General features: G+C 43.8%; 19 protein-coding genes. 15 read left to right on the top strand and 4 right to left on the bottom strand.

The genetic code is table 11. From position 1 onward, the window contains the following. Positions 1–7: 7 nt before the first annotated feature. From ABIL39_07985 to phoU, 7 genes are read left to right on the top strand one after another with little or no spacing between them, the layout of a single operon-like run. Positions 8–1,297, top strand: coding sequence for a radical SAM protein (locus ABIL39_07985; GenBank protein MEO0166061.1), 1,290 nt, complete (start codon positions 8–10; stop codon positions 1,295–1,297). A 40-nt stretch (positions 1,298–1,337) separates the two neighbouring features. Then, positions 1,338–2,123: a phosphate ABC transporter substrate-binding protein gene (locus ABIL39_07980; protein MEO0166060.1), complete on the top strand. Its 786-nt coding sequence runs from the start codon at positions 1,338–1,340 to the stop codon at positions 2,121–2,123. Beyond that, positions 2,120–2,953, top strand: a complete 834-nt coding sequence (pstC, locus tag ABIL39_07975) for a phosphate ABC transporter permease subunit PstC (protein MEO0166059.1) — start codon at positions 2,120–2,122, stop codon at positions 2,951–2,953. Before ABIL39_07980 ends, pstC begins: the two co-directional genes overlap by 4 nt. After that, on the top strand, positions 2,950–3,792 hold the full coding sequence (gene pstA, locus ABIL39_07970) for a phosphate ABC transporter permease PstA (protein MEO0166058.1): 843 nt from the start codon (positions 2,950–2,952) through the stop codon (positions 3,790–3,792). The genes pstC and pstA overlap by 4 nt, the downstream gene beginning before the upstream one ends. Before the next feature lie 3 nt (positions 3,793–3,795). Next, a complete protein-coding gene (locus ABIL39_07965; GenBank protein ID MEO0166057.1) occupies positions 3,796–4,545 on the top strand; it encodes a phosphate ABC transporter ATP-binding protein in 750 nt (249 codons plus the stop codon). Continuing rightward, the gene (gene pstB / locus ABIL39_07960) at positions 4,542–5,291 is read left to right on the top strand and encodes a phosphate ABC transporter ATP-binding protein PstB (protein MEO0166056.1); all 750 of its coding nucleotides are present in this window, start codon (positions 4,542–4,544) and stop codon (positions 5,289–5,291) included. The genes ABIL39_07965 and pstB overlap by 4 nt, the downstream gene beginning before the upstream one ends. A 13-nt stretch (positions 5,292–5,304) precedes the next feature. After that, positions 5,305–5,982, top strand: coding sequence for a phosphate signaling complex protein PhoU (gene phoU, locus ABIL39_07955; GenBank protein MEO0166055.1), 678 nt, complete (start codon positions 5,305–5,307; stop codon positions 5,980–5,982). A gap of 29 nt (positions 5,983–6,011) precedes the next feature. On the opposite strand, the gene ABIL39_07950 is transcribed toward phoU, so the two are convergent. The 4 genes from ABIL39_07950 to amrS are packed head-to-tail and all read right to left on the bottom strand — an operon-like array spanning position 6,012 to position 9,710. After that, positions 6,012–7,217, bottom strand: a complete 1,206-nt coding sequence (locus ABIL39_07950; GenBank protein ID MEO0166054.1) for a tetratricopeptide repeat protein — start codon at positions 7,215–7,217, stop codon at positions 6,012–6,014. Then, a complete protein-coding gene (locus ABIL39_07945; GenBank protein MEO0166053.1) occupies positions 7,201–7,638 on the bottom strand; it encodes a hypothetical protein in 438 nt (145 codons plus the stop codon). The genes ABIL39_07950 and ABIL39_07945 overlap by 17 nt, the downstream gene beginning before the upstream one ends. Further along, the gene (gene xerA, locus ABIL39_07940) at positions 7,635–8,510 is read right to left on the bottom strand and encodes a site-specific tyrosine recombinase/integron integrase (protein MEO0166052.1); all 876 of its coding nucleotides are present in this window, start codon (positions 8,508–8,510) and stop codon (positions 7,635–7,637) included. Before xerA ends, ABIL39_07945 begins: the two co-directional genes overlap by 4 nt. Before the next feature lie 51 nt (positions 8,511–8,561). Beyond that, positions 8,562–9,710, bottom strand: coding sequence for an AmmeMemoRadiSam system radical SAM enzyme (gene amrS / locus ABIL39_07935; protein ID MEO0166051.1), 1,149 nt, complete (start codon positions 9,708–9,710; stop codon positions 8,562–8,564). Positions 9,711–10,022: 312 nt separating this feature from the next. Between amrS and gcvH the strand changes: the two genes are divergently transcribed. From gcvH to recO, 8 genes are all read left to right on the top strand, one after another. Continuing rightward, positions 10,023–10,454 (top strand): glycine cleavage system protein GcvH, encoded by a 432-nt coding sequence (gene gcvH / locus ABIL39_07930; protein ID MEO0166050.1) that lies wholly within the window; start codon positions 10,023–10,025, stop codon positions 10,452–10,454. A gap of 44 nt (positions 10,455–10,498) precedes the next feature. Further along, entirely contained in the window at positions 10,499–11,749 is a 1,251-nt protein-coding gene (gene larA / locus ABIL39_07925) for a nickel-dependent lactate racemase (protein ID MEO0166049.1), read from the top strand. Positions 11,750–11,765: 16 nt separating this feature from the next. Next, positions 11,766–14,261: an FAD-binding and (Fe-S)-binding domain-containing protein gene (locus tag ABIL39_07920; GenBank protein ID MEO0166048.1), complete on the top strand. Its 2,496-nt coding sequence runs from the start codon at positions 11,766–11,768 to the stop codon at positions 14,259–14,261. A gap of 148 nt (positions 14,262–14,409) precedes the next feature. Then, positions 14,410–14,955 carry an HDIG domain-containing metalloprotein gene (locus ABIL39_07915; protein ID MEO0166047.1) on the top strand — a complete coding sequence of 182 codons (546 nt, stop codon included), beginning with the start codon at positions 14,410–14,412 and terminating at the stop codon, positions 14,953–14,955. Continuing rightward, positions 14,952–15,827 (top strand): glycine--tRNA ligase subunit alpha, encoded by an 876-nt coding sequence (locus ABIL39_07910; GenBank protein ID MEO0166046.1) that lies wholly within the window; start codon positions 14,952–14,954, stop codon positions 15,825–15,827. Before ABIL39_07915 ends, ABIL39_07910 begins: the two co-directional genes overlap by 4 nt. Next, complete coding sequence (glyS, locus tag ABIL39_07905) at positions 15,820–17,895, top strand: glycine--tRNA ligase subunit beta (protein MEO0166045.1); 2,076 nt, start codon at positions 15,820–15,822, stop codon at positions 17,893–17,895. Before ABIL39_07910 ends, glyS begins: the two co-directional genes overlap by 8 nt. Then, positions 17,892–19,613 (top strand): aspartate--tRNA ligase, encoded by a 1,722-nt coding sequence (gene aspS / locus ABIL39_07900; protein MEO0166044.1) that lies wholly within the window; start codon positions 17,892–17,894, stop codon positions 19,611–19,613. Before glyS ends, aspS begins: the two co-directional genes overlap by 4 nt. Before the next feature lie 8 nt (positions 19,614–19,621). Continuing rightward, positions 19,622–20,362 carry a DNA repair protein RecO gene (gene recO / locus ABIL39_07895; protein MEO0166043.1) on the top strand — a complete coding sequence of 247 codons (741 nt, stop codon included), beginning with the start codon at positions 19,622–19,624 and terminating at the stop codon, positions 20,360–20,362. Positions 20,363–20,599: the final 237 nt, after the last annotated feature.

Genomic DNA, 20,599 nt, shown 5'->3' with positions numbered 1-20,599 from the left:
TCCCGGGATGCGTGCCTTACTCGTCAATCCCTGGATATACGATTTTAAAGCATTTGACTTCTGGAATAAACCAGTAGGACTCCTAATCGTTGCTGACATTTTAAAAAAGGCTGGATTTGAAATTGACTTTATTGATTGTCTGGACCGGGCAAGCCCTTATTTTAGAACCGAAACCAAAACCGATATCTTCGGGCGCGGGAAGTATCATTATGAGGTTGTGGAGAAACCGCGGCTCTATAAAGACATTCCCCGGAAATACAAACGCTATGGAATACCTGAAGAATCATTCCGAGAAATCATAAAAAAAGTCAAGCCGCCAGATTTGATATTGGTCACCTCTTCAATGACCTATTGGTATCTCGGGGTTGTTAATGCGATAAGAATTCTTAAAGAACATTTTCCTAAAATACCAGTGGTGCTTGGAGGATTGTATGCTACACTCTGTAAAGATCATGCCCAAAGGCACTCAGGTGCGGACTGGGTTATAGTTGGAGATGCGGAAACAGGACTACCTAAATTCCTGAAAGAACATGGTTATTTAAAAAAAGAAATAGAAAATAATACCCCAATGCCTGATTTCTCAATCTACGGGAAGCTAAACTATGGAGTCGTCATTACCTCACGGGGTTGTCCTTTTGGTTGTACTTATTGTGCTACAAAAGTTCTTTCACCCCGCTTCTTTTACTATGACAATAACCTAATAATCAAGCAGATCAGATATTTCGCTACCCGCACTAATAATTTAGCTTTTTTTGATGATGCCTTGCTCTGCAATCCGCATTTTCCGGAATTATTACAGATGATTATAAAAGAAAAACTTCGTCTCAATCTTCACAGTTCAAATGGTTTACATTGCCGATTTATTACTGAACCAATTGGTAGATTGATGTTCCAAGCCCATTTCCAGACGATGTATCTGAGTTTAGAAACCATCAATCCCGAGGTTCAGATCAGAACCGGGAATAAAGTGAACACCGACGAATTTTTAAAGGCGGTAAAAATACTTATCGGAGTAGGTTTTTCCCCTCAACAAATTCATGTCTATCTCCTTTACGGCATGCCCGGGCAATCCCCTGAAGAGGTTATTGATGGAATAAGATTATGCCACAGTTTAGGGATTCATCCCCACTTATGCGAGTTCTCGCCCATACCTTTTACCGAGGAATTTTCTAAGACTGGTTTTACCCTCCAGACCGACCCTCTTTATCATAATAATCATTTCTTCACCTGGTATTATCCAGAACCCAAATTTGAACTTTATCGGGTGGTAAAAAAAGCACTTTCCAGTAAAAAATAGAATTTTATTGACAAATCATCGGTTTTAAATAAAATAGGTTGTGCATCGGCAGTTTGCGCTTTTAATCCTGGTATTTTTCAGTTGTAGCAATAGAACAGGTGATATCGTCATCGCCGGTTCGACATCGGTTCAACCCTTCATTGAGAAACTTGCCGAGGAGTTTATGGCAAAAAAACCTCATGTCAAAATCAATGTCCAGGGTGGTGGTTCTACAGCCGGGATTCAAGCGGTGTTTAATCGTACCTGCGCCATCGGCACCTCATCACGCCATCTTCATCCTGAGGAACAAGGACTACATCAGTTCGTCATGGCGATCGATGGCATTGCCATCGTCGTCCATCCTTCCAACCCTGTCTCCAATCTCAGTCATGAGCAGTTGCGAGATATTTTTGCAGGAAAGATTACCAACTGGAAAGAAGTCGGTGGCCGTAACGAAAAGATCTTTGCTGTCACCCGTGAAGAAGGCTCAGGCACCCGGGGTGCTTTTGAAGAATTGATTATGCACGAAACCGCAATCAGTGATGCCTGTCTGGTCCAGGATTCCAACGGTGCGATAAGGGAAATAGTCGCCACCACCCCTCAGGCAATTGGCTATATCTCGGCAGGACTTGTCGACCACCGAGTAAAAGCCCTCGCCATTGATAGTGTCTCCCCTACTATGGAAAATTATAAAAATGGTCACTATAAATTTATAAGACCCTTTTTATTGCTCACCCTTGAAGAACCGAAGGGATTGATAAAAGAATTTATCGATTATGTCCTTTCTGAGGAAGCCCAGGAAATATTAAGGCGTGAAGGTTTGATTCCGATAAATTTTATTAAATGAAGGAACAATTATCGGAAAAATTTTTGCTCATTATCTCATTCTCTGCGATCGTCTCCCTTTTATTGATTACGATATTTATCTTTGCCCAGGGTATGCCGTTGATCTTTAAGGCCGGCTTTAAAAATTTCTTTTCTGCGCATTGGGCACCGACCAAAGGTAATTTCGGTATTCTTTCCATGATCATCGGCTCTTTGTTTGTTACAATTGGAGCCCTCCTCATCGGTGTGCCCCTTGGTTTAGCCTGTGCGATCTTCCTCGCTGAATTCTCACCGCCAGTGACCCAGAAGATATTAAAACCAGTGATTGAACTTCTTGCCGGGATACCCTCGGTGGTGTATGGCTTTATTGGGATTGTAATCCTCGTGCCCCTGGTAAGAAATCTTTTTGGTGGTTCAGGTTTTTCCGTCCTTACCTCAGCCCTGGTTCTGGGTATAATGATACTACCCACTATTGTCAGCATTTCCTATGATTCAATCCTTGCCGTTCCCCAGACCTATCGGGAAGGTTCTTATGCCCTTGGTGCGACCAAATGGCAAACCGTCTGTATGGTTTTATTTCCAGCCGCGCGCTCGGGCATAATCGCCTCCATCATCCTGGGCATGGGAAGGGCAGTGGGTGAAACGATGGCGGTGATCATGATCGCAGGCAATGCCTTAAGGATTCCGCATTCCATTCTCGACCCTGTCCGAACCTTGACTTCCACAATCGCCCTGGAACTTGGTTATTCAACCGGAGATCATCGTTTGGCCCTCTTTGCCTGCGGTTCAATTCTATTTATCATCATCATTATATTGAATGTCATCGCCATCAGCATCGCCAAACGAGAATGACCATCAGGATCGGACCCCGTACTAGTCAGTTAATTGCTTACACCGCTCTTCTGGTGTGCACTGTATTGGTGATAACAATTTTGATTTTCATCATTGGTTTTGTATTAAGACACGGACTGGCAGCGATAACCTGGGAGTTTTTAACGCAGCCCACTAAGGCAATGGGACGGGAAGGAGGTGTGTTTCCTTCCATAATCGGGACATTGATGGTGACTCTGGTAGCGATCGCTATCGCCACCCCTTTAGGTGTTGGGAGTGCCTTGTATTTGACCGAATACACCAAAGGCGGATGGATAAGGCGTATCATCAGTTTTGGTGCAGACTGCCTTGCTGGAGTTCCTTCCATAATCTTCGGGCTTTTTGGGTTTATCTTCTTTGTGATCACACTCAAACTGGGCTGGAGTATCTTATCCGGAGGTTTGACCCTGGCGGTGATGATCCTCCCCACAATCATAAGGACATCTGAGGAAGCAATCAAGGCCGTGCCCAAGGCTTATCGGGAAATAAGTTATTCGTTAGGGGTGGGTAAAATTGATACCATCTTAAGGATTGTTTTACCAACGGCATTCCCTGGGATTGCAACCGGTATAATATTAGGGATAGGTCGGGCAGTGAGCGAGACAGCCGCAGTTATCTTCACTGCTGGTTCCTCATTGAATATGCCCACAAGCATCCTTTCATCTACCCGGACCCTCGCAGTTCACTTCTATATCCTTGCCCGTGAAGGTATATCCATGCAGAATGCCTATGGCACTGCCGCGGTACTTGTCATAAGCATTTTGATCATAAACTTCATCGCTTATCGGCTGATGCACCGATTTATTGCCCGATATTATTGAAATATGACTGAGCCCAAAATTGAGATAGACAATTTTAACCTTTACTACGGAACTTTCCATGCCCTGAAAAACATCAATCTCAAAATCTATCCCAATGAAATACTTGCAGTTATCGGTCCGGCGAACTCCGGCAAAAGTTCACTATTGCGGGCAATCAACCGCCTTGTGGAACTCGATGGTGCTATCTCTCAGGGTACAATAAAGATTGATGGTGTCAAACATACCGAAATCCCAGTAAATGAATTGCGCCGAAGGATTGGAATGATATTTGCGACACCCGTGGTCTTGCCGGGTACGATTTATAAAAATATCACCTATGGACCGAAGATGCATAACAAATACACCCGGAAGGAACTTGATGAACTGGTCTACTTCTCTCTTACCTCTGCTGGACTTTGGGAGGAGGTGAAAGACCGTTTATGGGATTCCGCCTCATGCCTCTCCGGCGGTCAACAACAGAGATTGTGCATCGCCCGGACTATCGCCCTCCAACCCGAGGTAATCATGATGGACGAACCCTGCTCTGGTTTAGACCCTATATCCACCGCCAAGATTGAAAAGACGATGTTGGATTTAAAAGAAAAATTTACCTTTATTCTTGTGACGAATAATACAAAGCAGGCGGCTCGGGTGAGTACTCGCACCGCTTTCTTTCTCAACGGGGAACTTATTGAAGTCGGTCCCACGGAACAGATCTTCACTGCCCCTAAAGACAAACGCACCAATGATTATATCATCGGGAGGTTTGGATGATTATCAAAACGATCAATCTTAATCTTTTTTATGGGAAATTCCAGGCATTAAAGAATATCAATCTCGAAATAAAAGAAAATCGGATAACTGCCCTCATCGGTCCATCGGGGTGTGGCAAAAGCACACTTCTGCGCGTCTTTAACCGAATGAACGATCTCATCCCGCATGTAAAAATCACTGGGAGTGTCATAGTTGATAACGAGGATATCTATTCACCACTGTGTGATTTAATTTTCTTAAGGAAAAAGGTGGGCATGGTTTTCCAGCGCCCCAATGCCTTTCCCCTCTCTATATTTGATAATGTCGCCTATGGACCACGGGTCTGGGGTATAACAAATAAAAATATCCTTGAAGGAATCGTGGAAAGGTCGCTCCGGGCGGTGGGAATGTTTGACGAGGTAAAAGACATATTAAAAAAATCTGCCCTTACCCTTTCCCTGGAAAGACAACAGCGGCTCTGTATCGCCCGACTTCTGGCAGTGGAACCAGAAATCCTGTTGATGGATGAACCCTGCTCTGCCCTGGACCCGATTGCCACTGCTCGGATCGAAGAATTGCTGGTGGAATTAAAGAAAAATTATACCATTGTCATTGTCACCCACAACATGCAGCAGGCCGCAAGGATTGCGGATGATGTAGGATTTATGCTGCTGGGTGAACTGGTTGAGTTTGATAAAGCAACGAAAATCTTCACTAACCCTGCTGATGTGCGGACCTTCAATTACATCAGCGGCAGGTTCGGATAAAACGGGAGGAATGATGGGTAGCTATTTTGACGAAGAATTGAAGACTTTAAAAAATGAAGTCCTCGCCATGGCCACCCTTGTTGAAGAATCAATAAGCAAATCGCTGGAGGCCTTAAAAAAACGCGACCTTAAACTTGCCCGGGAAATCCGGGAGATTGATCGGCGCATTGATAAAATGGAGATTGCGATTGAGGAAAAATGTATTGAATTGATTGCCCGACACCAGCCGGTAGGCTCGGATTTGCGTTTTTTGATCGGCGTAATCAAAATGAATAATGACCTGGAACGGATGGGCGACCATGCGGTGAATATCGCTGACTGTGTAACCTTTCTTGTAGACCAACCACGGATAAAACCGGTCACCAATATCTGGACAATGGCAAAAATCGTCAACGAAATGTTAAAAGAGAGCGTGGAGAGTTTTGTCACCAATGATGCGGTGCGCGCCCAGAAGGTCTGTGAAAGGGACAGCACAGTGGATGAGATGCGCAACGAGGTAATCCGGATAATGTTGACTTACATGTTGGAAGAACCGGATAAGATCGGTGCTGCCATCCAGTATTTTCTAGTGGCAAAAAATCTGGAACGCATCGCTGACCTTTCGACCAATATCTGCGAGGATACCATCTATATCAGTCAGGCACGAATCATCAAACACCACATTGAAGAAGAGAGAAAACAACAGGCATAAAATTCAATATCGGGAAGTGTCAACCTAAATCAACGGATTTGCATAATCTTTTCCGCGGCGCAGTTTTTAATCTCCGGGGAAAGGGCGATCATCTTTGCATTCTGATAATAGTGGCGGGCGCTTGCTGTATCACCGATTATCTGCGCCACATCACCAGCTAAAAGCAAAGCCCGGGCTGAATCATCCCGTCTTTCTTTAAAAGCCTGGCTTGCCCGGAGATAACAATCCAATGCCAGCTTATAATCTTTTAACTCTAAACCGATTTCCCCCAGTTCCAGTAATTTCTCCGGTTGCTCCGGTGCTCTTTTCAGTTGATCAAGAAGTAGTTCTTTCGCTTGGAGATAATCACCCTGCTCTTTAAAAATCCTGAGCAGGAGTTCATACGCCTCGTCAATAAATGGCGAGGTAGGGAAATCCCGGAGCAAGGTCTGGAGCAATAAGATTGCCTCATCTCTAAATCCCATGCGGTAGTATATTGCGGAAATCTCTTTCAACGCCCGATCCTGAAAATCTTCAATGGCATGCAATTTCGTCCAGCAGGCAAGGGCTGAATCATAGCGTTGTTCTTCCTGATATAGATTTGCCAGATCCACAAGTGCCAGGGCATAAAATTGCGTGGTATCTTTACGGTCAATGATCATCTGCAAAGTCTTTTTATACGCATCCACATCACCGAGCAATTTATTCACTTGGGCGAGCAGAGCGGTTGCTTCATTTATTACCGGTGTTTCCGGATAGGTCTGGAGCAAGCGCTGCAGGAGAGCACGGGCGGAATAAAATTCCTTCTGGTTAACATAGATACGCGCCAAACGGAGCATTGTGGGAGCGACAATTCCTCCAGTACGAGTGGTATCCTGATGCTCACTGAGAAAATTTTCAAGGGCATCTTCCAGGGTTGGATATTTTCCCAGATGATACGCACATTCATAAATCTTCAAGTCGAGTTCGGCTTTTAATTTCTCATCTGTGGCCCTTCCTTTTGCCTGCTGATAAGTCCTTAAGGCGGTCCGGTATTTTTGCAATTGAAAATAAACATCACCAATACCTGTGATACTAGGAAGTGTATATTTAGAAGCGGGATAAATCTGAACCAGGCTCTGCCAGCACTCAAGTGCCCGATTGAATTCGCCATTCTGGTAGGCATCAACGCCTTGATAAAAGAGCGCGGAATCTTCTACAACGGATGGAGTTTGGTAGATGAGGAATGGTAGTAAAAAACTACTCCAGGGGGACATTCGTAACACAGATTTTTATCAATTTATGAGACCTGGTGTCATAGACAAAAAGCATTTGATAACCAGCATAAATCGGGTCTTTATAAATATGAGCAAAATAGCGAAGAACTAAAAATTTGTGCCCCTCATCAAGCCAGGTAAATTTGTATTGATAAATAAGGTCTTCTTTAATATCAAAAAAATGTTTTGTAATCCAAGGTAGTAAATCAATATTCCTCTCTATTTCCCGACGATACCTTTCCACCAATCTTTCATATTTGCCCGGGTGGGGCATATAAATGAGCGTTCCCCGGTAATCACCTCTTTCTACACTTTCAAAATTCCCCTGGCGGATCTTCTGCCAGATATCAGGATGGGAACAAAAAACTCCCCACAAGCCCACTCCCAGAAATAATAGGGCTTCAACTCTTACCGATTTCATTCTGCCCGGGGATGTTTCAGCCGATAAATCTTTTTGAGGTGTTCGGTCGTGAGATGAGTATAGATCTGAACAGTGGATAAAGAAGCATGCCCAAGCAATTCCTGGACCGCCCTCAAATCCGCCCCATTTTCCAAAAGATGTGTCGCAAAACTGTGACGGAGGATATGGGGATTGGTGCCTGAGGCATCAGCGAGACGCTTCAAATGTTTATTGACTATGCGCTGCAATGAACGGGTGGTGAGCCGTCCTCCCCGATGATTCAAAAAAAGTGCCGGAGGACTATTGGGTTTTTTCTGTTCACTACGCATGGGCAGATAGCGCAAAATTGACTGTTTTGCCATCCGACCCAAGGGAACAATTCTCTCTTTCTTCCCTTTCCCTCTGATTTTTACCTCCTCACGATCGAAATCCACATCCTCAAGATTTAATCCAACCAGTTCCTGGGCACGGAGTCCACAGGAATATAATACCTCCAGAATCGCCTTATCCCTTGGATTGTCAATCTCCAATCCCCTTTTTATCTGCTCATAGGTAAGAAATCCTGGTAGGTGTTTTTTAATTTTCGGCGTTTTTATACCCACTAATGGATTATTTGCAATCAAGTTGAGTTTCTTTAAGGTCTTGAAGAAGGTCCTTATTGCCGATAAGCGTCTTGCCGCCGTGCGGGTATCAAATCCATATTTTAAAAGAAAGGTCAAATATTGGACAATTTCGTTTCTGTCAAATTTTTCAATCCCCTTTTCTTGCAAATAATTCAAAAACTGTGTAATATCAATGCGGTAATTACGCAGAGTATGTTCTGAATAGTTTCTCTCCTTTCTTAAATAGTCAATAAAATCAACAAGCTTACTCTTCAGATATTGTAAATCCATGGGCTACATTTATTTTAATCCTCTTTTTGCATCTGTCAAGTACATTCCCAGTTACTGCCAGTGGCCAGGAATTTGCGTTTTACAGAATTGGCACTTCCCCTTTTTGATATTAACCTGTAAAATGCGATAACCCTTCCTTTCGATTAGTATCTTCCGGCATTTAGGGCAATAGGTATTTTCTTCTTTTATTCCCGGTACATTCCCAATATATACATAATGCAAACCGACCTTTTGGGCAATCTTTGCCGCCTTCTGTAGGGTCTCAATCGGCGTCGGCGGAATGTTCTGTAATTTATATTGGGGATAAAATCGAGAAAAATGGATTGGTACTTCTCTTCCCAGCTCATCCCTTATCCATTCGCACATTTGTTTTATCATCTTTTCATCGTCATTCTTGGTGGGAATGATCAAATTCGTAATCTCAAGCCAAACCCCATTCTTTTTGAGTGTCTTTAATGTATCAAGCACAGGTTGTAGTGTGCCACCCGTGATATCTTTATAGAAATCCTCACTGAATCCCTTTAAATCCACATTGGCACCATCCAAATATTTGATCAATTCTTCCAATGGCTCTTGATTGAGATATCCGTTGGAATGATAGATATTAAGGATACCGTGGTCGCGGGCTAATTTGGCAATATCCAACATATATTCATAAAAGACCGAAGGCTCAGTGTAAGTATAAGCGATTGTTGGAGTCTTGTACTGGAGCGCAAGTTCCACCATCTTTTGCGGTGAAATTTCAATGTTATCGGTCTCCTCAGGACTCGCCTGTGATATATCCCAGTTCTGGCAATTTTTACATGTAAAATTACAACCGGCAGTTGCCAAAGAAAGTGCCGTCGTGCCGGGCAAAAAATGAAACAATGGTTTTTTCTCAATCGGATCAATATGAACCGCACAGGGGTTGGAGTAGACGAGGGTATAATAATCTCCATCAATGTTCTTTCGGGCTCGACAGAACCCCTTTTTACCTTGAGGCACGATACACATGCGGGGGCACAAATGACATTTTACAATTTTGTTCGGTAGTTTTTCATAATATCGGGCGGGCTTTGGTAGAATCAAACCAGTTTTAATCTCCAGTTCCTTGCCAATCAATTTTTTTAACAAATCCGAGAAAAATAGACCACCGAGTAGAAACCTCCCCCCCATCTTAAGAAACTGGCGCCGGCTCAATGTCTTTTCGAAAAAGACCATAGGGAATTATAGAAACGATAAAGCGAAAGTCAACAGTCACTACACATTTCAAGACCCGATTTCTATTCCCTGCCAAAAACTTCTTTCTAATTTTTACCCCAAATGTACCACTTTTGCATCCGTGATCTTCGCTATCTGCACATCCTTGATACCAAAACTTTCGCCTTTTATATTCACTCCCAAAAAATATCTCAAAAGTTCAATCTTTAAACTTGTTCAAAAATTTTCTGAATCGTCACTGCATTTTTTTCTTGATTTTTTGATTAAATAAAATATAATTAACCTCGGTTATAAGAAAAAAGGAGGTATCTGATGGAAATAAAAGGCTATAATATGCCCGAGGATTTATATTATCATGAAGAGGATGCCTGGGTAAGGATTGAGAGTGACGGAACCTGTACAATCGGCATGGATGATTTCTATCAAAAACAGGCCGGCGATACTACTTATGTGGACCTGCCATTTGAAGGCGACACAATCACCCAGGGCGAGACCTGTGGTAAGATCCAATCATCAAAATGGGTAGGTAAGTTTGTAGCCCCAATCTCCGGAGAAATTATTGCCGTCAACCATGAACTGGAAAATGACTGCCGGCTTATCAACAAGGACCCCTATGGCGCTGGGTGGATAATAAAGGTAAAACCATCCAATCTTGAGGAAGAATTAAAAAAGCTCGCCCATGGGCCTGAAGCCCTTCAGAAATTTATTGACGACCATATTGCCAAGGCCCAGAGGGGTGGATAACATCCCTTTTTTTTAAATTCTAATTTTCTAATCGAGGGGGGTTCATGGAACTCCAGATTCCCTACGGTAAAGATGAAAAGTTGAATGTCAGGGTTCCGGACGCAAATGTGCTGGCGGTTGTCCATCCAAATGAAGTAGAAAAACAGAACGAAACCGAAATCCTCCTGCGGGCGATTGAACGACCCATCAATTCAAAAAAGTTTAAAGATTTTTTAGCGGACGCCCGGGATGTTTTGTTCATTGTCAATGATGCCACCCGACCAACACCAACCGCTAAGGTCCTCGATATCCTCTATGACCAGATCAAAGACCAGAATATAAAATTCATCATTGCCACCGGTGTTCATCGCGCTCCGACCCCGGAAGAATTTGACTTTATCTTCGGCAAATACTACCCAATTTTTAAAGAACGCATCCATGTCCATGACTGCAAAAAAGAGGAAGATATGGTCTATATCGGCACCTCCAAGAATGGAACCGAGATGTATGTTAACCGGTTGGGGATGGAAGCACATAAGATTGTTATCATTGGCTCAGTAGAACCCCATTATTTTGGAGGATACACAGGAGGAAGAAAATCATTCCTTCCCGGCATCGCCTCACGCAAGACCATCGAACAAAATCATAAACATGCCTTAAAGCTCTCAGCCCAGGCGCTCGTCCTTGACGGTAATCCGGTCCACGAAGATATGATTGATGCTTTAAAGACAATCGAAGACAAAGAAATTTTTTCCATCCAAACCGTGCTTGATGGCGAAAGGAACCTTTATGCCGTCACCAGCGGGCATATCCACGATTCGTTTTATGCAGCGATTGATAAAGCAAAAGAGGTCTTCTGTGTCAAAATACCGGAGAAAGCAGATATTGTAGTAAGCGTTGCCCCTTATCCCATGGATATTGACCTTTACCAATCCCAGAAGGCACTTGATAATGGCAAATTGGCACTGAAAGAAGGAGGCATTCTGATCATGGTCTCCAAATGTCGGACCGGTATCGGTGAACCCGCATTCTTTGAATTGCTCTCTTCCTGTAAATCACCCCAGGATGCCCTGGAAAAAATTGCACAGGGATATAAACTCGGCTATCACAAAGCCTCCAAGATGGCTGAGATTGGAACCTGGGCTGAAATGTGGGGAGTGACAGATTTAGAAGATAAAGATATGGAGGCGGTGTTCATAAAACCATTCCATAATTTACAGGAGGCAATTGATAAAGCAATCGAGAAAAAAGGAAAAGATGCCAAAATAATATTTTTGATGGACGGCAGTATCACAGTCCCGATGGTCGGTGCTTAACTGAAAGGAGAAAAATATGCCTTTAAGCAATGAGATAATAAAACAATTAGAGGATATTGTGGGAACAGAATTTTGTAAGACGAGTAATGCGGAAATATACGCCTATGCCTTTGATGGTGGTATCCATCGACACAAACCTGATGTCGTAGTTCAACCTCAAAATGCCCAACAGGTTCAAAAAATCGTTCAACTGGCAAATAAATATAAAATCCCCGTCGTTCCCCGAGGAGCGGGTTCAGCACTCTGTGGACACAGTGTACCAATTTTGGGTGGAATCGTCGTTGATATGCAGCGGATGAACAAAATAAAAGATATCCGCATTGGCGATATGCTCGTCATCTGTGAACCCGGCGTTGTGTGTGATAATTTCAATGCTGCAATAAAGCCTTATAAATACTTTATCCCAGGGCCGGCATCAAGTGAAGTGGCGACCATTGGTGGTATGGTAGCGATAAATGCCTCAGGTGAAAAAGCAGTAAAATACGGCGCCACCCGTGATTATGTTTTAGGGCTTGAAGTCGTTTTGCCCACAGGAGAATTGGTACGGATGGGAACCTATACTGTAAAACACTCCACCGGGTATCAATTAGAAAGACTGATGTGTGGTTCCGAAGGAATGCTCGGTATCATTACGGAAGTGGTGATGAAAATCATTCCCCTACCCCCAAAGATTGCGGGCTGTATCGCGGCATTTGATGACCTGGAAAAAGCCGGACAGTGTGTAGCCAATATCATCGCCCATCCCATCATCCCTTCACAACTTGAAATCATGTCTGCACCCTGTATCAAGGCAGTGAACAAAGCAGCCAAGATGAACCTCCCAGAAGTAGAAGGAATCCTGCTCATCGAACTCGATGGCCGTCCGGAGACGATAAAACAGGATGTGGAGACCGTCGCGAAAATCTGCAAAGAGACCGGAGCAGTCTCGCTGGAGTTTACTGAGGATGAACAACGGATTACCGAACTCTGGAAGGCACGGAAACAGATGATCCCATCCCTCAGCATTTTGAAGCAGGAATACGCCACCACCATGCTCGCTGATGATATGGCTGTGCCCATTTCCAAGGTTCCCAAAGCAGTTGCCGGTATCTGGGAGATCTCCCAGAAATACGATATCATCATCCCACCCTATGGCCACTCCGGTGATGGAAATCTCCATACCAAGGTATTGATGATCCCCAATGATCCGCAACACTGGGAACAGGCGAAAAAAGCAGTTGCCGAAATCTATCAGTTGATCCGAGATCTGGGTGGCACCACTACTGGTGAGCACGGCATAGGTATCACAAAAGCCGAGGAATTCCATAAAGAAAAAGGAGATCTGGTTCCGGCAATGCGCGCAATAAAAAGAGCCCTTGATCCCAATAACATCATGAATCCACAAAAGATGATCGATTGGGAAAAGGGATTCATGTATGATCTCCGGTATCCACTCGACCCGAACCGAAAACTTGAAGGGCATCTGGCGCAATGGGAAAACGAAATGATGACCTGCACGATGTGTGGTTATTGTAAAAATGTCTGTCCCACATTTGTCAATCTCCTCTGGGATCCCCCCTCAGGACGTGGGCGGATGCAACTTTCCTACGGTATCCTCGAAAAAGAACTCGAGATCGACGACTCAGTAGTTAAGGCGATATTCCAATGCACCCTATGTCGGGATTGTAATCGGCGTTGCCCAAGTAAAGTAAAAGTTCCTGAGGTAGTACGTGCAGCGCGGGCGGATCTGGTGGAAAAAGGCTTTGCTTATCCAGCGCATATTGAATTCATTTCTAAAATCAAAAAGACCGGTAATATCTGGGGAGACACCGAATCGTTGCCGCCGATTCAGGAAGGAGAAATACCGGTATTCGTTGGTTGTCAATTTTTGGCTCGACCGAACAAGACCAAGCAATACCTGAAATTGTTTGAGAAACTTGGAATAAGACCCAAGGTGGTAAAAGAGATCTGCTGTGGTTATCCGATGGAGGCACTGGGATTCGTAAAGGATTTTGAAGAACACAAAGAGAAATTCTTAAAGGCATTCCCGTTTAAAAATGCGATTACCCTCTGTCCGACCTGTACGGTTTATTTGCGTGAGGCATACAAGATCGATGCCAAACACGCGATGCAAGTCATTGCGGAAAGACTACCGAATGTAAACATCAAAAAATTAGAAGGAAAGGTTACCTATCATGACCCATGCGATCTATCGCGCGGTGCCAAGGTCATTAAAGAACCAAGAGAAATTATCAAAATGCTGGGGTTAGAACTCGTAGAGATGAAGTTCAAACAGGATACCTCCCGGTGCTGTGGTGGTGGTGGTGGAATACTCGTTTCTGATAATCCGCTCTCGACAAAGATCGCCGAGGCCCGAATTAAGGAAGCCCTCAACACCAAAGTAGATACCCTTGTTACTGCCTGCGCCACCTGTGAGCAGGTATTGAAAAATGCTGCAAGCGCCATCGCCGAAAAAGGTGGTGGCAGGATCAATGTCTTGGGTCTCCAGGAGATGGTCTGGCGTGCTTTGTAATTGGTCAGATAATGAAGCAGAGCCACCCACTGGGTGGCTCTTTTTTTATTTTTCTCCACATTGAATATTCATGTGGGTGGATACCATCTCTTAAAATTCTGCAAATTGCCCTTGACTTTTTTTCAAAAATGTGGATAATATTTTACTTATGACCCGAAATGATGCCCTTAATCTTGTGACCGAAAAATTAAAGAACAAAAATCTTGTGAAACATTGCCTGGCAGCAGAAGCCTGTCTTCGCGCCCTTGCCCGGCATTTCGGTGAAGATGAAGATAAATGGGGTCTGGCAGGATTATTACACGATATTGACTATGAAGAAACCTTGAATGACCCGTCACACCACGGAATAATCGGTGGCGAACTTCTGGAAAAAAAGGGGGTGGAGCCCGAAATCATCTATGCCATAAAGGTCCATGCTGGTCATCTCACTCCCCAATCCCGTCTGGATTGGGCTCTATTCGCCACTGATCCCTTGACCGGGTTAATCGTCGCATCAGCCCTCATGCACCCGGATAAAAAATTGAGCGCCTTGGATACCAATTTTGTCCTGCGCAGATTTAAAGAAAAAAGATTTGCTGCGGGTGCCAATCGTGAACAGATCCTTACCTGTAAGAACCTGGGTTTAGAACTTGAAGAATTCGTTGGTATTTGTCTTGACGGCATGAAATCTATCAGCAATGACCTCGGCTTATGAGCAAAAAAGTATTCACTTTTGAAAATCTCATTTTAAAATTAAAAAGTTACTGGCAGGAGAAAGGTTGTTTAATTTTTGAACCATATAATTCCGAAGTTGGTGCTGGTACTTTTAATCCTGCGACATTTTTGAGAATTCTTGGAAAGAAACCTTGGAATGTTGCCTATGTGGAACCTTGCCGAAGGCCCAGGGATGGACGGTATGGAGAAAACCCTAATCGGGTCCAGCAATACTATCAATTCCAGGTGATTATGAAACCCGCACCTTTCGATATCCAGAGAATCTATCTGGAGTCCTTGGAGGCGATCGGATTCAAATTGAATGAGCATGAAATAAGATTTGTGGAAGATGACTGGGAAAGCCCTACCCTTGGCGCCTGGGGCATTGGTTGGGAGGTATGGCTTGATGGTCTGGAAATCACCCAGTTTACATATTTTCAGCAAGCAGGTGGTATTGACTTAGCCGTGATACCCGTAGAGATAACCTATGGACTGGAAAGAATCTGTATGAATATCCAAAATGTCTCTTCCATATTTGATATCAAATGGAACGAGAATGTGACATGGGGTGAGATTTATCTCCAGAACGAAAGAGAGTTCTCCCGGTACAACTTCGAAGAATCAGACCCCAAAAGGCTCATGCTTTTGTTCAATGAATTTGAATCCGAATCGAAAAATCTTCTCAAAAAGGGACTTGTCTTTCCTGCCTATGATTATACAATCAAATGTTCCCACATCTTCAATCTCATTGAAGCCCGAGGTGCGATAAGTGTCTCTGAACGCGCCCAGATGATTGCCCGGGTCCGGGCCCTGGCCTCAGAAGCCGCCAAACTCTATCTGGAAAAGATTGAAGGAGAAAAAAAGGATGGTTGACTTCCTGCTGGAAATTGGTTTTGAAGAGTTTCCTCCTGCTTATATCAACAAAGCCGCCGCCGATTTAGTGGAAAAAGTTGAAGAACTATTTAAGCGCGAACGAATATTCTACCGCACGATGCGTAAGATTTATACGAGCCGGCGGATTGGTGTACTCGTCCTGGGCGTGGCAAAAAAACAGAAACCCCAGACGGTAGTCATCCAAGGTCCACCCAAAAAATTTGCCTACGACGAAAACGGCAAACCCACTAAAACCCTGGAAGGATTTTTGAATGCCCAGCAATTGAAATTGAGTGATATTAAGGTTGTGAAGACAGAAAAGGGCGAATATGTTATCGGAACCAAAGAATTGCCTCCCAGGGATACCGAGGATATCCTTTACTATGAAATCCCCAAAATCATTGCTAGTTTAGAATTTCCCAGGACAATGATCTGGAATGGCGAAAAGATACGTTTCCCCCGACCGATAAGATGGATCGTTGGTTTACTGGATCGTAAGCCTTTGCGTTTCAAATATGCCGGTCTGGAGGCGGATAGATACAGCATGCCCAATTACCATTTTTCCTTTGAACCAATCCGTATGGAAAAACCGCGTGAATATATGAATTTCTTAAGGCATGGAGGTGTGGTCGTGGACCCCAACGAACGGAAAAAAATCATCAAGAATCGCATCCATGATAAGGCGAAAGCGTTGAAAGGAGAACCGGTCTATGATGAGAATATGATTGAAGAGTTAAACTGCATCGTGGAATATCCGGATGTAACCAGTGGTGAATTTGACCCTGAGTTTTTAAAATTACCTGAAGAAATTCTTAAAACCACCCTTAAAGCCCTGGGTAATCTTATCTGGGTTAAAGACACCAATAATTTTATCTGCATCTTCAATGGTCGAAAAAAGGCTGCGGAGAATGTTGGTCTGGGTTATGCACGGGTTTTAAAATCAAGGCTCCAGGATGCCCTCTTCTATTATCAGAATGATTTAAAACAGGGAATAGCCAAGATGCAAGAAGAGACAAAAGAAATGGTCTGGTTAGAAGGATTGGGGACGGTTTATGATAAAACAATCCGTCTTGCAAAATCAACAAAAAATTTTGAATCAATACCCGGTCTGGACCTTGAGGCATTGAAACGGGCCGCAGAATTGTGCAAAGCAGATTTATGCTCCAGCATGGTCCGGGAAAAGGAATTCACTGCACTTCAGGGTATTATGGGTTACTATTATGCCCGCGCAGCTGGTGAAAAAGAAATTGTGGCATTGGCGATAAAAGAACACTATTTACCGGCGTTCAGCGGCGATAAAATTCCTGAAACCAAAGAAGGTGCAGTTTTAGCAATCATTGATAGGATTGACAATATACTCGGTGCCTTTCTTGCAGGTCAACGCCCCACCGGTTCCTATGATCCTCTGGGTGTGCGTCGGAATGCCTATGGTATTTTCAGCATCATTGACCGACACAATCTTGATATCCCCTTATTACCCATCTTCTGGGAACATCTCAAATTATACAAAAAAGAGTTGGATACCAAGATTGTCCAGGAATTTTTAATTGAAAGAGCTGAGCGGTATCTGGAAGAACTGGGCTACCGTTATGACGAGGTGGATGCAGCAATTGATACAACCAATCTGAACCTTTATGATACTCGCCTCCGCTGTGAAGCATTAAAGGACTTCCGCGATAAAGAAGATTTTGTCAAACTCGTGATCGGACAGAAACGCGTCCGTAACATTCTGAAGAATATTAAAGATCCTGGCCCGGTCAATATCGCCCTCTTTGAAAAGTCCGCCGAAAAGAATCTCTATGAAAAGGGCAAAGAGGTGGAAGAAAAATTGAACCACCTTATCACCGAAAAAAAATACCCTGAAGTCATGAAACTTCTCCTACGCCTGCGTAAGGATATCGACCAATTCTTTGATGAGGTGCTCGTAATGTGTGAAGATCAAAACCTTCAAAAAAACCGACTGGCGCTCGTCAATTATATCAACCAATTATTCTTAAAGTTTGGTGACCTCTCAAAGATTGTCATCGAGGGGGAAAAAGAACGGAGAAATCCCAAGCAAAAAGCATAACAGGAGGCAAGATTAAAGAACTCTTCAATTGCGCAATAACTAAGGCGCTGATAAACAGAGAGATTGAAACTGCGGGTTGGGTATTCAAGATAAGAAACCTGGGTGGTCTGGTATTTGTCGACCTCAAGGACCGCACCGGCATTCTTCAACTCCTAATCGACCCGAAGAAAGTACCCGAGGCGGGTAACCTTAACCTCCAGGACTGTATTGCGGTGAAAGGCATTGTGCAGGAAAGACCGGAGAATCAAAAAAATTTGGAAATCCCCACCGGCGAAGTAGAGTTGAATGTAAAAGAACTCAAAATCCTTTCCCATTCCAAGACCCCACCCTTTGTAGTTGAAGAAGAAATCAAGGCGAGTGAGGAATTACGTTTGAAATACCGCTACCTTGACCTCCGCAGACTAACCATGCAGAAGATAATCATCCTGCGCCATCACGTGGTGAATGCGATTAGAGAATACTTAAATAGCAAGGATTTTATTGAGATTGAAACCCCCATCCTCACCCGGAGCATGCCCGAGGGCGCGCGAGATTATCTTGTTCCTTCAAGATTGTACCCGGGCAAATTTTATGCCCTTGCCCAGTCACCCCAGATGTATAAACAATTGCTGATGGTTGCGGGATTTGAACGCTATTACCAGATTGCCCGTTGCATGCGGGACGAAGACCCCAGACATGACCGTCAGCCTGAATTTACACAACTCGATTTAGAAATGTCCTTTGTGGATGAAGAAGATATTTTCACCCTCATTGAAGGACTTTTTCATTATATCTTTAGAAAAGTTTTAAACCAAGACTTAAAAATTCCATTTCCCAGATTCACCTATCAAGAAGCGCTGAGCAGATATGGTACAGACAAACCAGATATCAGTTTTGGAATAGAAATCAATGACTTCACCGAAGATTTAAAAAATATCAATTTTCCGCCCTTTAACGGCAAAGAAAAAATCTGTGGGCTAATTGTACCAGAAGCCCATGCCCTCTCCAGGAAATTTTTGGACACCGCAAATGAAGAGGCGAAGAAAGAGGGCTTGGGTGGAGTATACTGGCTGAGAAAAGAGGAGAGTTTAAGTGGACCGCTCGCAAAATATATTGATGAAACTCGCCTCCACAAAATCGGACTTAAAGGAGGTGGCATTTTAATCACAGCTGCCGGAGACCGTAAGATATACCCATTTTTGGGGGGGTTGCGCAATCGTATCGGCGATGAATTAAATTTACGGGGTAAAGGATTCCATTTTTTATGGGTCTACGACTTTCCACTGTTTGAAAGAGATGAAAAGACTGGAAAAATCAACCCCTGCCACCATCCCTTTACCCAACCTAAACCTGAGGATATCCCATATCTTGATACCGAGCCCCTGAAAGTGCGCGGGCGGCAGTATGATTTAGTTCTGAATGGAAACGAACTTGCCTCAGGAAGCATTAGAAACCATGACCGGAGGATGCAGGAAAAGATTTTTGAAATCCTCGGTGTAGACCGAGAAACAGCTGCCCGAAAATTTGGATTACTTCTTGAAGCCTTGGATTATGGGGCTCCGCCTCATGGTGGGATTGCCCCTGGGATTGAGCGCATAGTGATGCTTTTGGCAGGGGTCAAATCAATCCGGGATGTGATTGCCTTCCCTAAAACCACCCAAGCACAGGGATTATTGGAAAATATTCCGGATTATGTAGAACCTGAACAACTAAAAGAACTTCATTTAAAGATTGAATAAATAAAATTATGGCGCATATTCTTAAGACCAGGGGGATAGTCCTCCGGACCTATCCTTTTAAAGAATCAAGCCTCCTCTGTTCTATTTTCTCTGAAAAGTTTGGACGGCTGAAAATTAACGCCAAAGGTGCACGCAGGCCCAAAAGTAAATTCTGCGGAACCCTTGAACCCTTCATCCATTCCGAGGTCATCTATTACAAACGTGAAACCAAGGACGTATATACCTTATCCGAGGCGGTGGTGATAGAAAACTTCCCCAACCTGCGCACTTCGCCTAACAGATTAGCGGGTGCAGAAGCCATCTGTGAGTTTATCGACCGGACCACTGTCGTGGAAGAACCCAATCCGCCTCTTTATGCAGAATTGCTGGGGTTTCTACGAAAGCTCAGCGCCGCGGAGGAGGAGATAGTCGGTCTTTGGACAATTTTAGCACTCTTTAAATTATTGAGATTTGCTGGTGTTGAACCGAATTTAAAGCACTGCGTCCGGTGTCGGAAGGTTATTCCAGTAGATTCAAAAATCAATTTTAGCATCCCGGCAGGCGGATTAGTCTGTGAAGACGACCTTGATGAATCCACAGTCAGATTAAATAAAGAAGTCTATGAATATTTACTCCATGCCCAAAAGGGCTTGCTCATTGAGGGTGTTGAACCCGGGGTCTTTTGGACCCTGCGTGAACTTTTTGAGGCTTACATCTACCACCACCTCAATGGATTGTTCTTAAAAACCCTTAACTTTTTAAAATATTAAACCCCTCCGGCCGCAGCCCGAGGGCCACGACCGGGAGGGGAAAGATGATCTATCTTATTTGACAATCAAAATTAGTTTATGGTTTATTATATCCAGAATTTCAAAAAAGTCAATACCTCGATTTGAATCAAAAATAATCTTACCGAAGTGGGGTTATTTAATCAAAATAAAATATCTTACCCAAATACTTGAAAACATAGGCACCCCTGGATATATTCTATCCGAAAGGAGTGCCTA

This window comes from candidate division WOR-3 bacterium (assembly GCA_039802205.1).
In the GTDB taxonomy this organism is placed as follows: domain Bacteria; phylum Hydrothermota; class Tepidihabitantia; order SM23-42; family JAOAFX01; genus JAOAFX01.
This window is presented reverse-complemented; position numbering and strand designations above follow the sequence as displayed.

Bases quoted from the DNA above. Each gene is read 5' to 3' on its own strand.
- pstB (MEO0166056.1), top strand. From the start codon at position 4,542: ATGATTATCAAAACGATCAATCTTAATCTTTTTTATGGGAAATTCCAG.
- ABIL39_07945 (MEO0166053.1), bottom strand. From the start codon at position 7,638: ATGAAATCGGTAAGAGTTGAAGCCCTATTATTTCTGGGAGTGGGCTTG.
- ABIL39_07910 (MEO0166046.1), top strand. From the start codon at position 14,952: ATGAGCAAAAAAGTATTCACTTTTGAAAATCTCATTTTAAAATTAAAA.
- gcvH (MEO0166050.1), top strand. From the start codon at position 10,023: ATGGAAATAAAAGGCTATAATATGCCCGAGGATTTATATTATCATGAA.
- pstA (MEO0166058.1), top strand. From the start codon at position 2,950: ATGACCATCAGGATCGGACCCCGTACTAGTCAGTTAATTGCTTACACC.
- pstC (MEO0166059.1), top strand. From the start codon at position 2,120: ATGAAGGAACAATTATCGGAAAAATTTTTGCTCATTATCTCATTCTCT.
- glyS (MEO0166045.1), top strand. From the start codon at position 15,820: ATGGTTGACTTCCTGCTGGAAATTGGTTTTGAAGAGTTTCCTCCTGCT.
- phoU (MEO0166055.1), top strand. From the start codon at position 5,305: ATGGGTAGCTATTTTGACGAAGAATTGAAGACTTTAAAAAATGAAGTC.
- amrS (MEO0166051.1), bottom strand. From the start codon at position 9,710: ATGGTCTTTTTCGAAAAGACATTGAGCCGGCGCCAGTTTCTTAAGATG.
- xerA (MEO0166052.1), bottom strand. From the start codon at position 8,510: ATGGATTTACAATATCTGAAGAGTAAGCTTGTTGATTTTATTGACTAT.
- larA (MEO0166049.1), top strand. From the start codon at position 10,499: ATGGAACTCCAGATTCCCTACGGTAAAGATGAAAAGTTGAATGTCAGG.
- ABIL39_07920 (MEO0166048.1), top strand. From the start codon at position 11,766: ATGCCTTTAAGCAATGAGATAATAAAACAATTAGAGGATATTGTGGGA.
- ABIL39_07985 (MEO0166061.1), top strand. From the start codon at position 8: ATGCGTGCCTTACTCGTCAATCCCTGGATATACGATTTTAAAGCATTT.
- ABIL39_07965 (MEO0166057.1), top strand. From the start codon at position 3,796: ATGACTGAGCCCAAAATTGAGATAGACAATTTTAACCTTTACTACGGA.
- ABIL39_07950 (MEO0166054.1), bottom strand. From the start codon at position 7,217: ATGTCCCCCTGGAGTAGTTTTTTACTACCATTCCTCATCTACCAAACT.
- ABIL39_07915 (MEO0166047.1), top strand. From the start codon at position 14,410: ATGACCCGAAATGATGCCCTTAATCTTGTGACCGAAAAATTAAAGAAC.
- recO (MEO0166043.1), top strand. From the start codon at position 19,622: ATGGCGCATATTCTTAAGACCAGGGGGATAGTCCTCCGGACCTATCCT.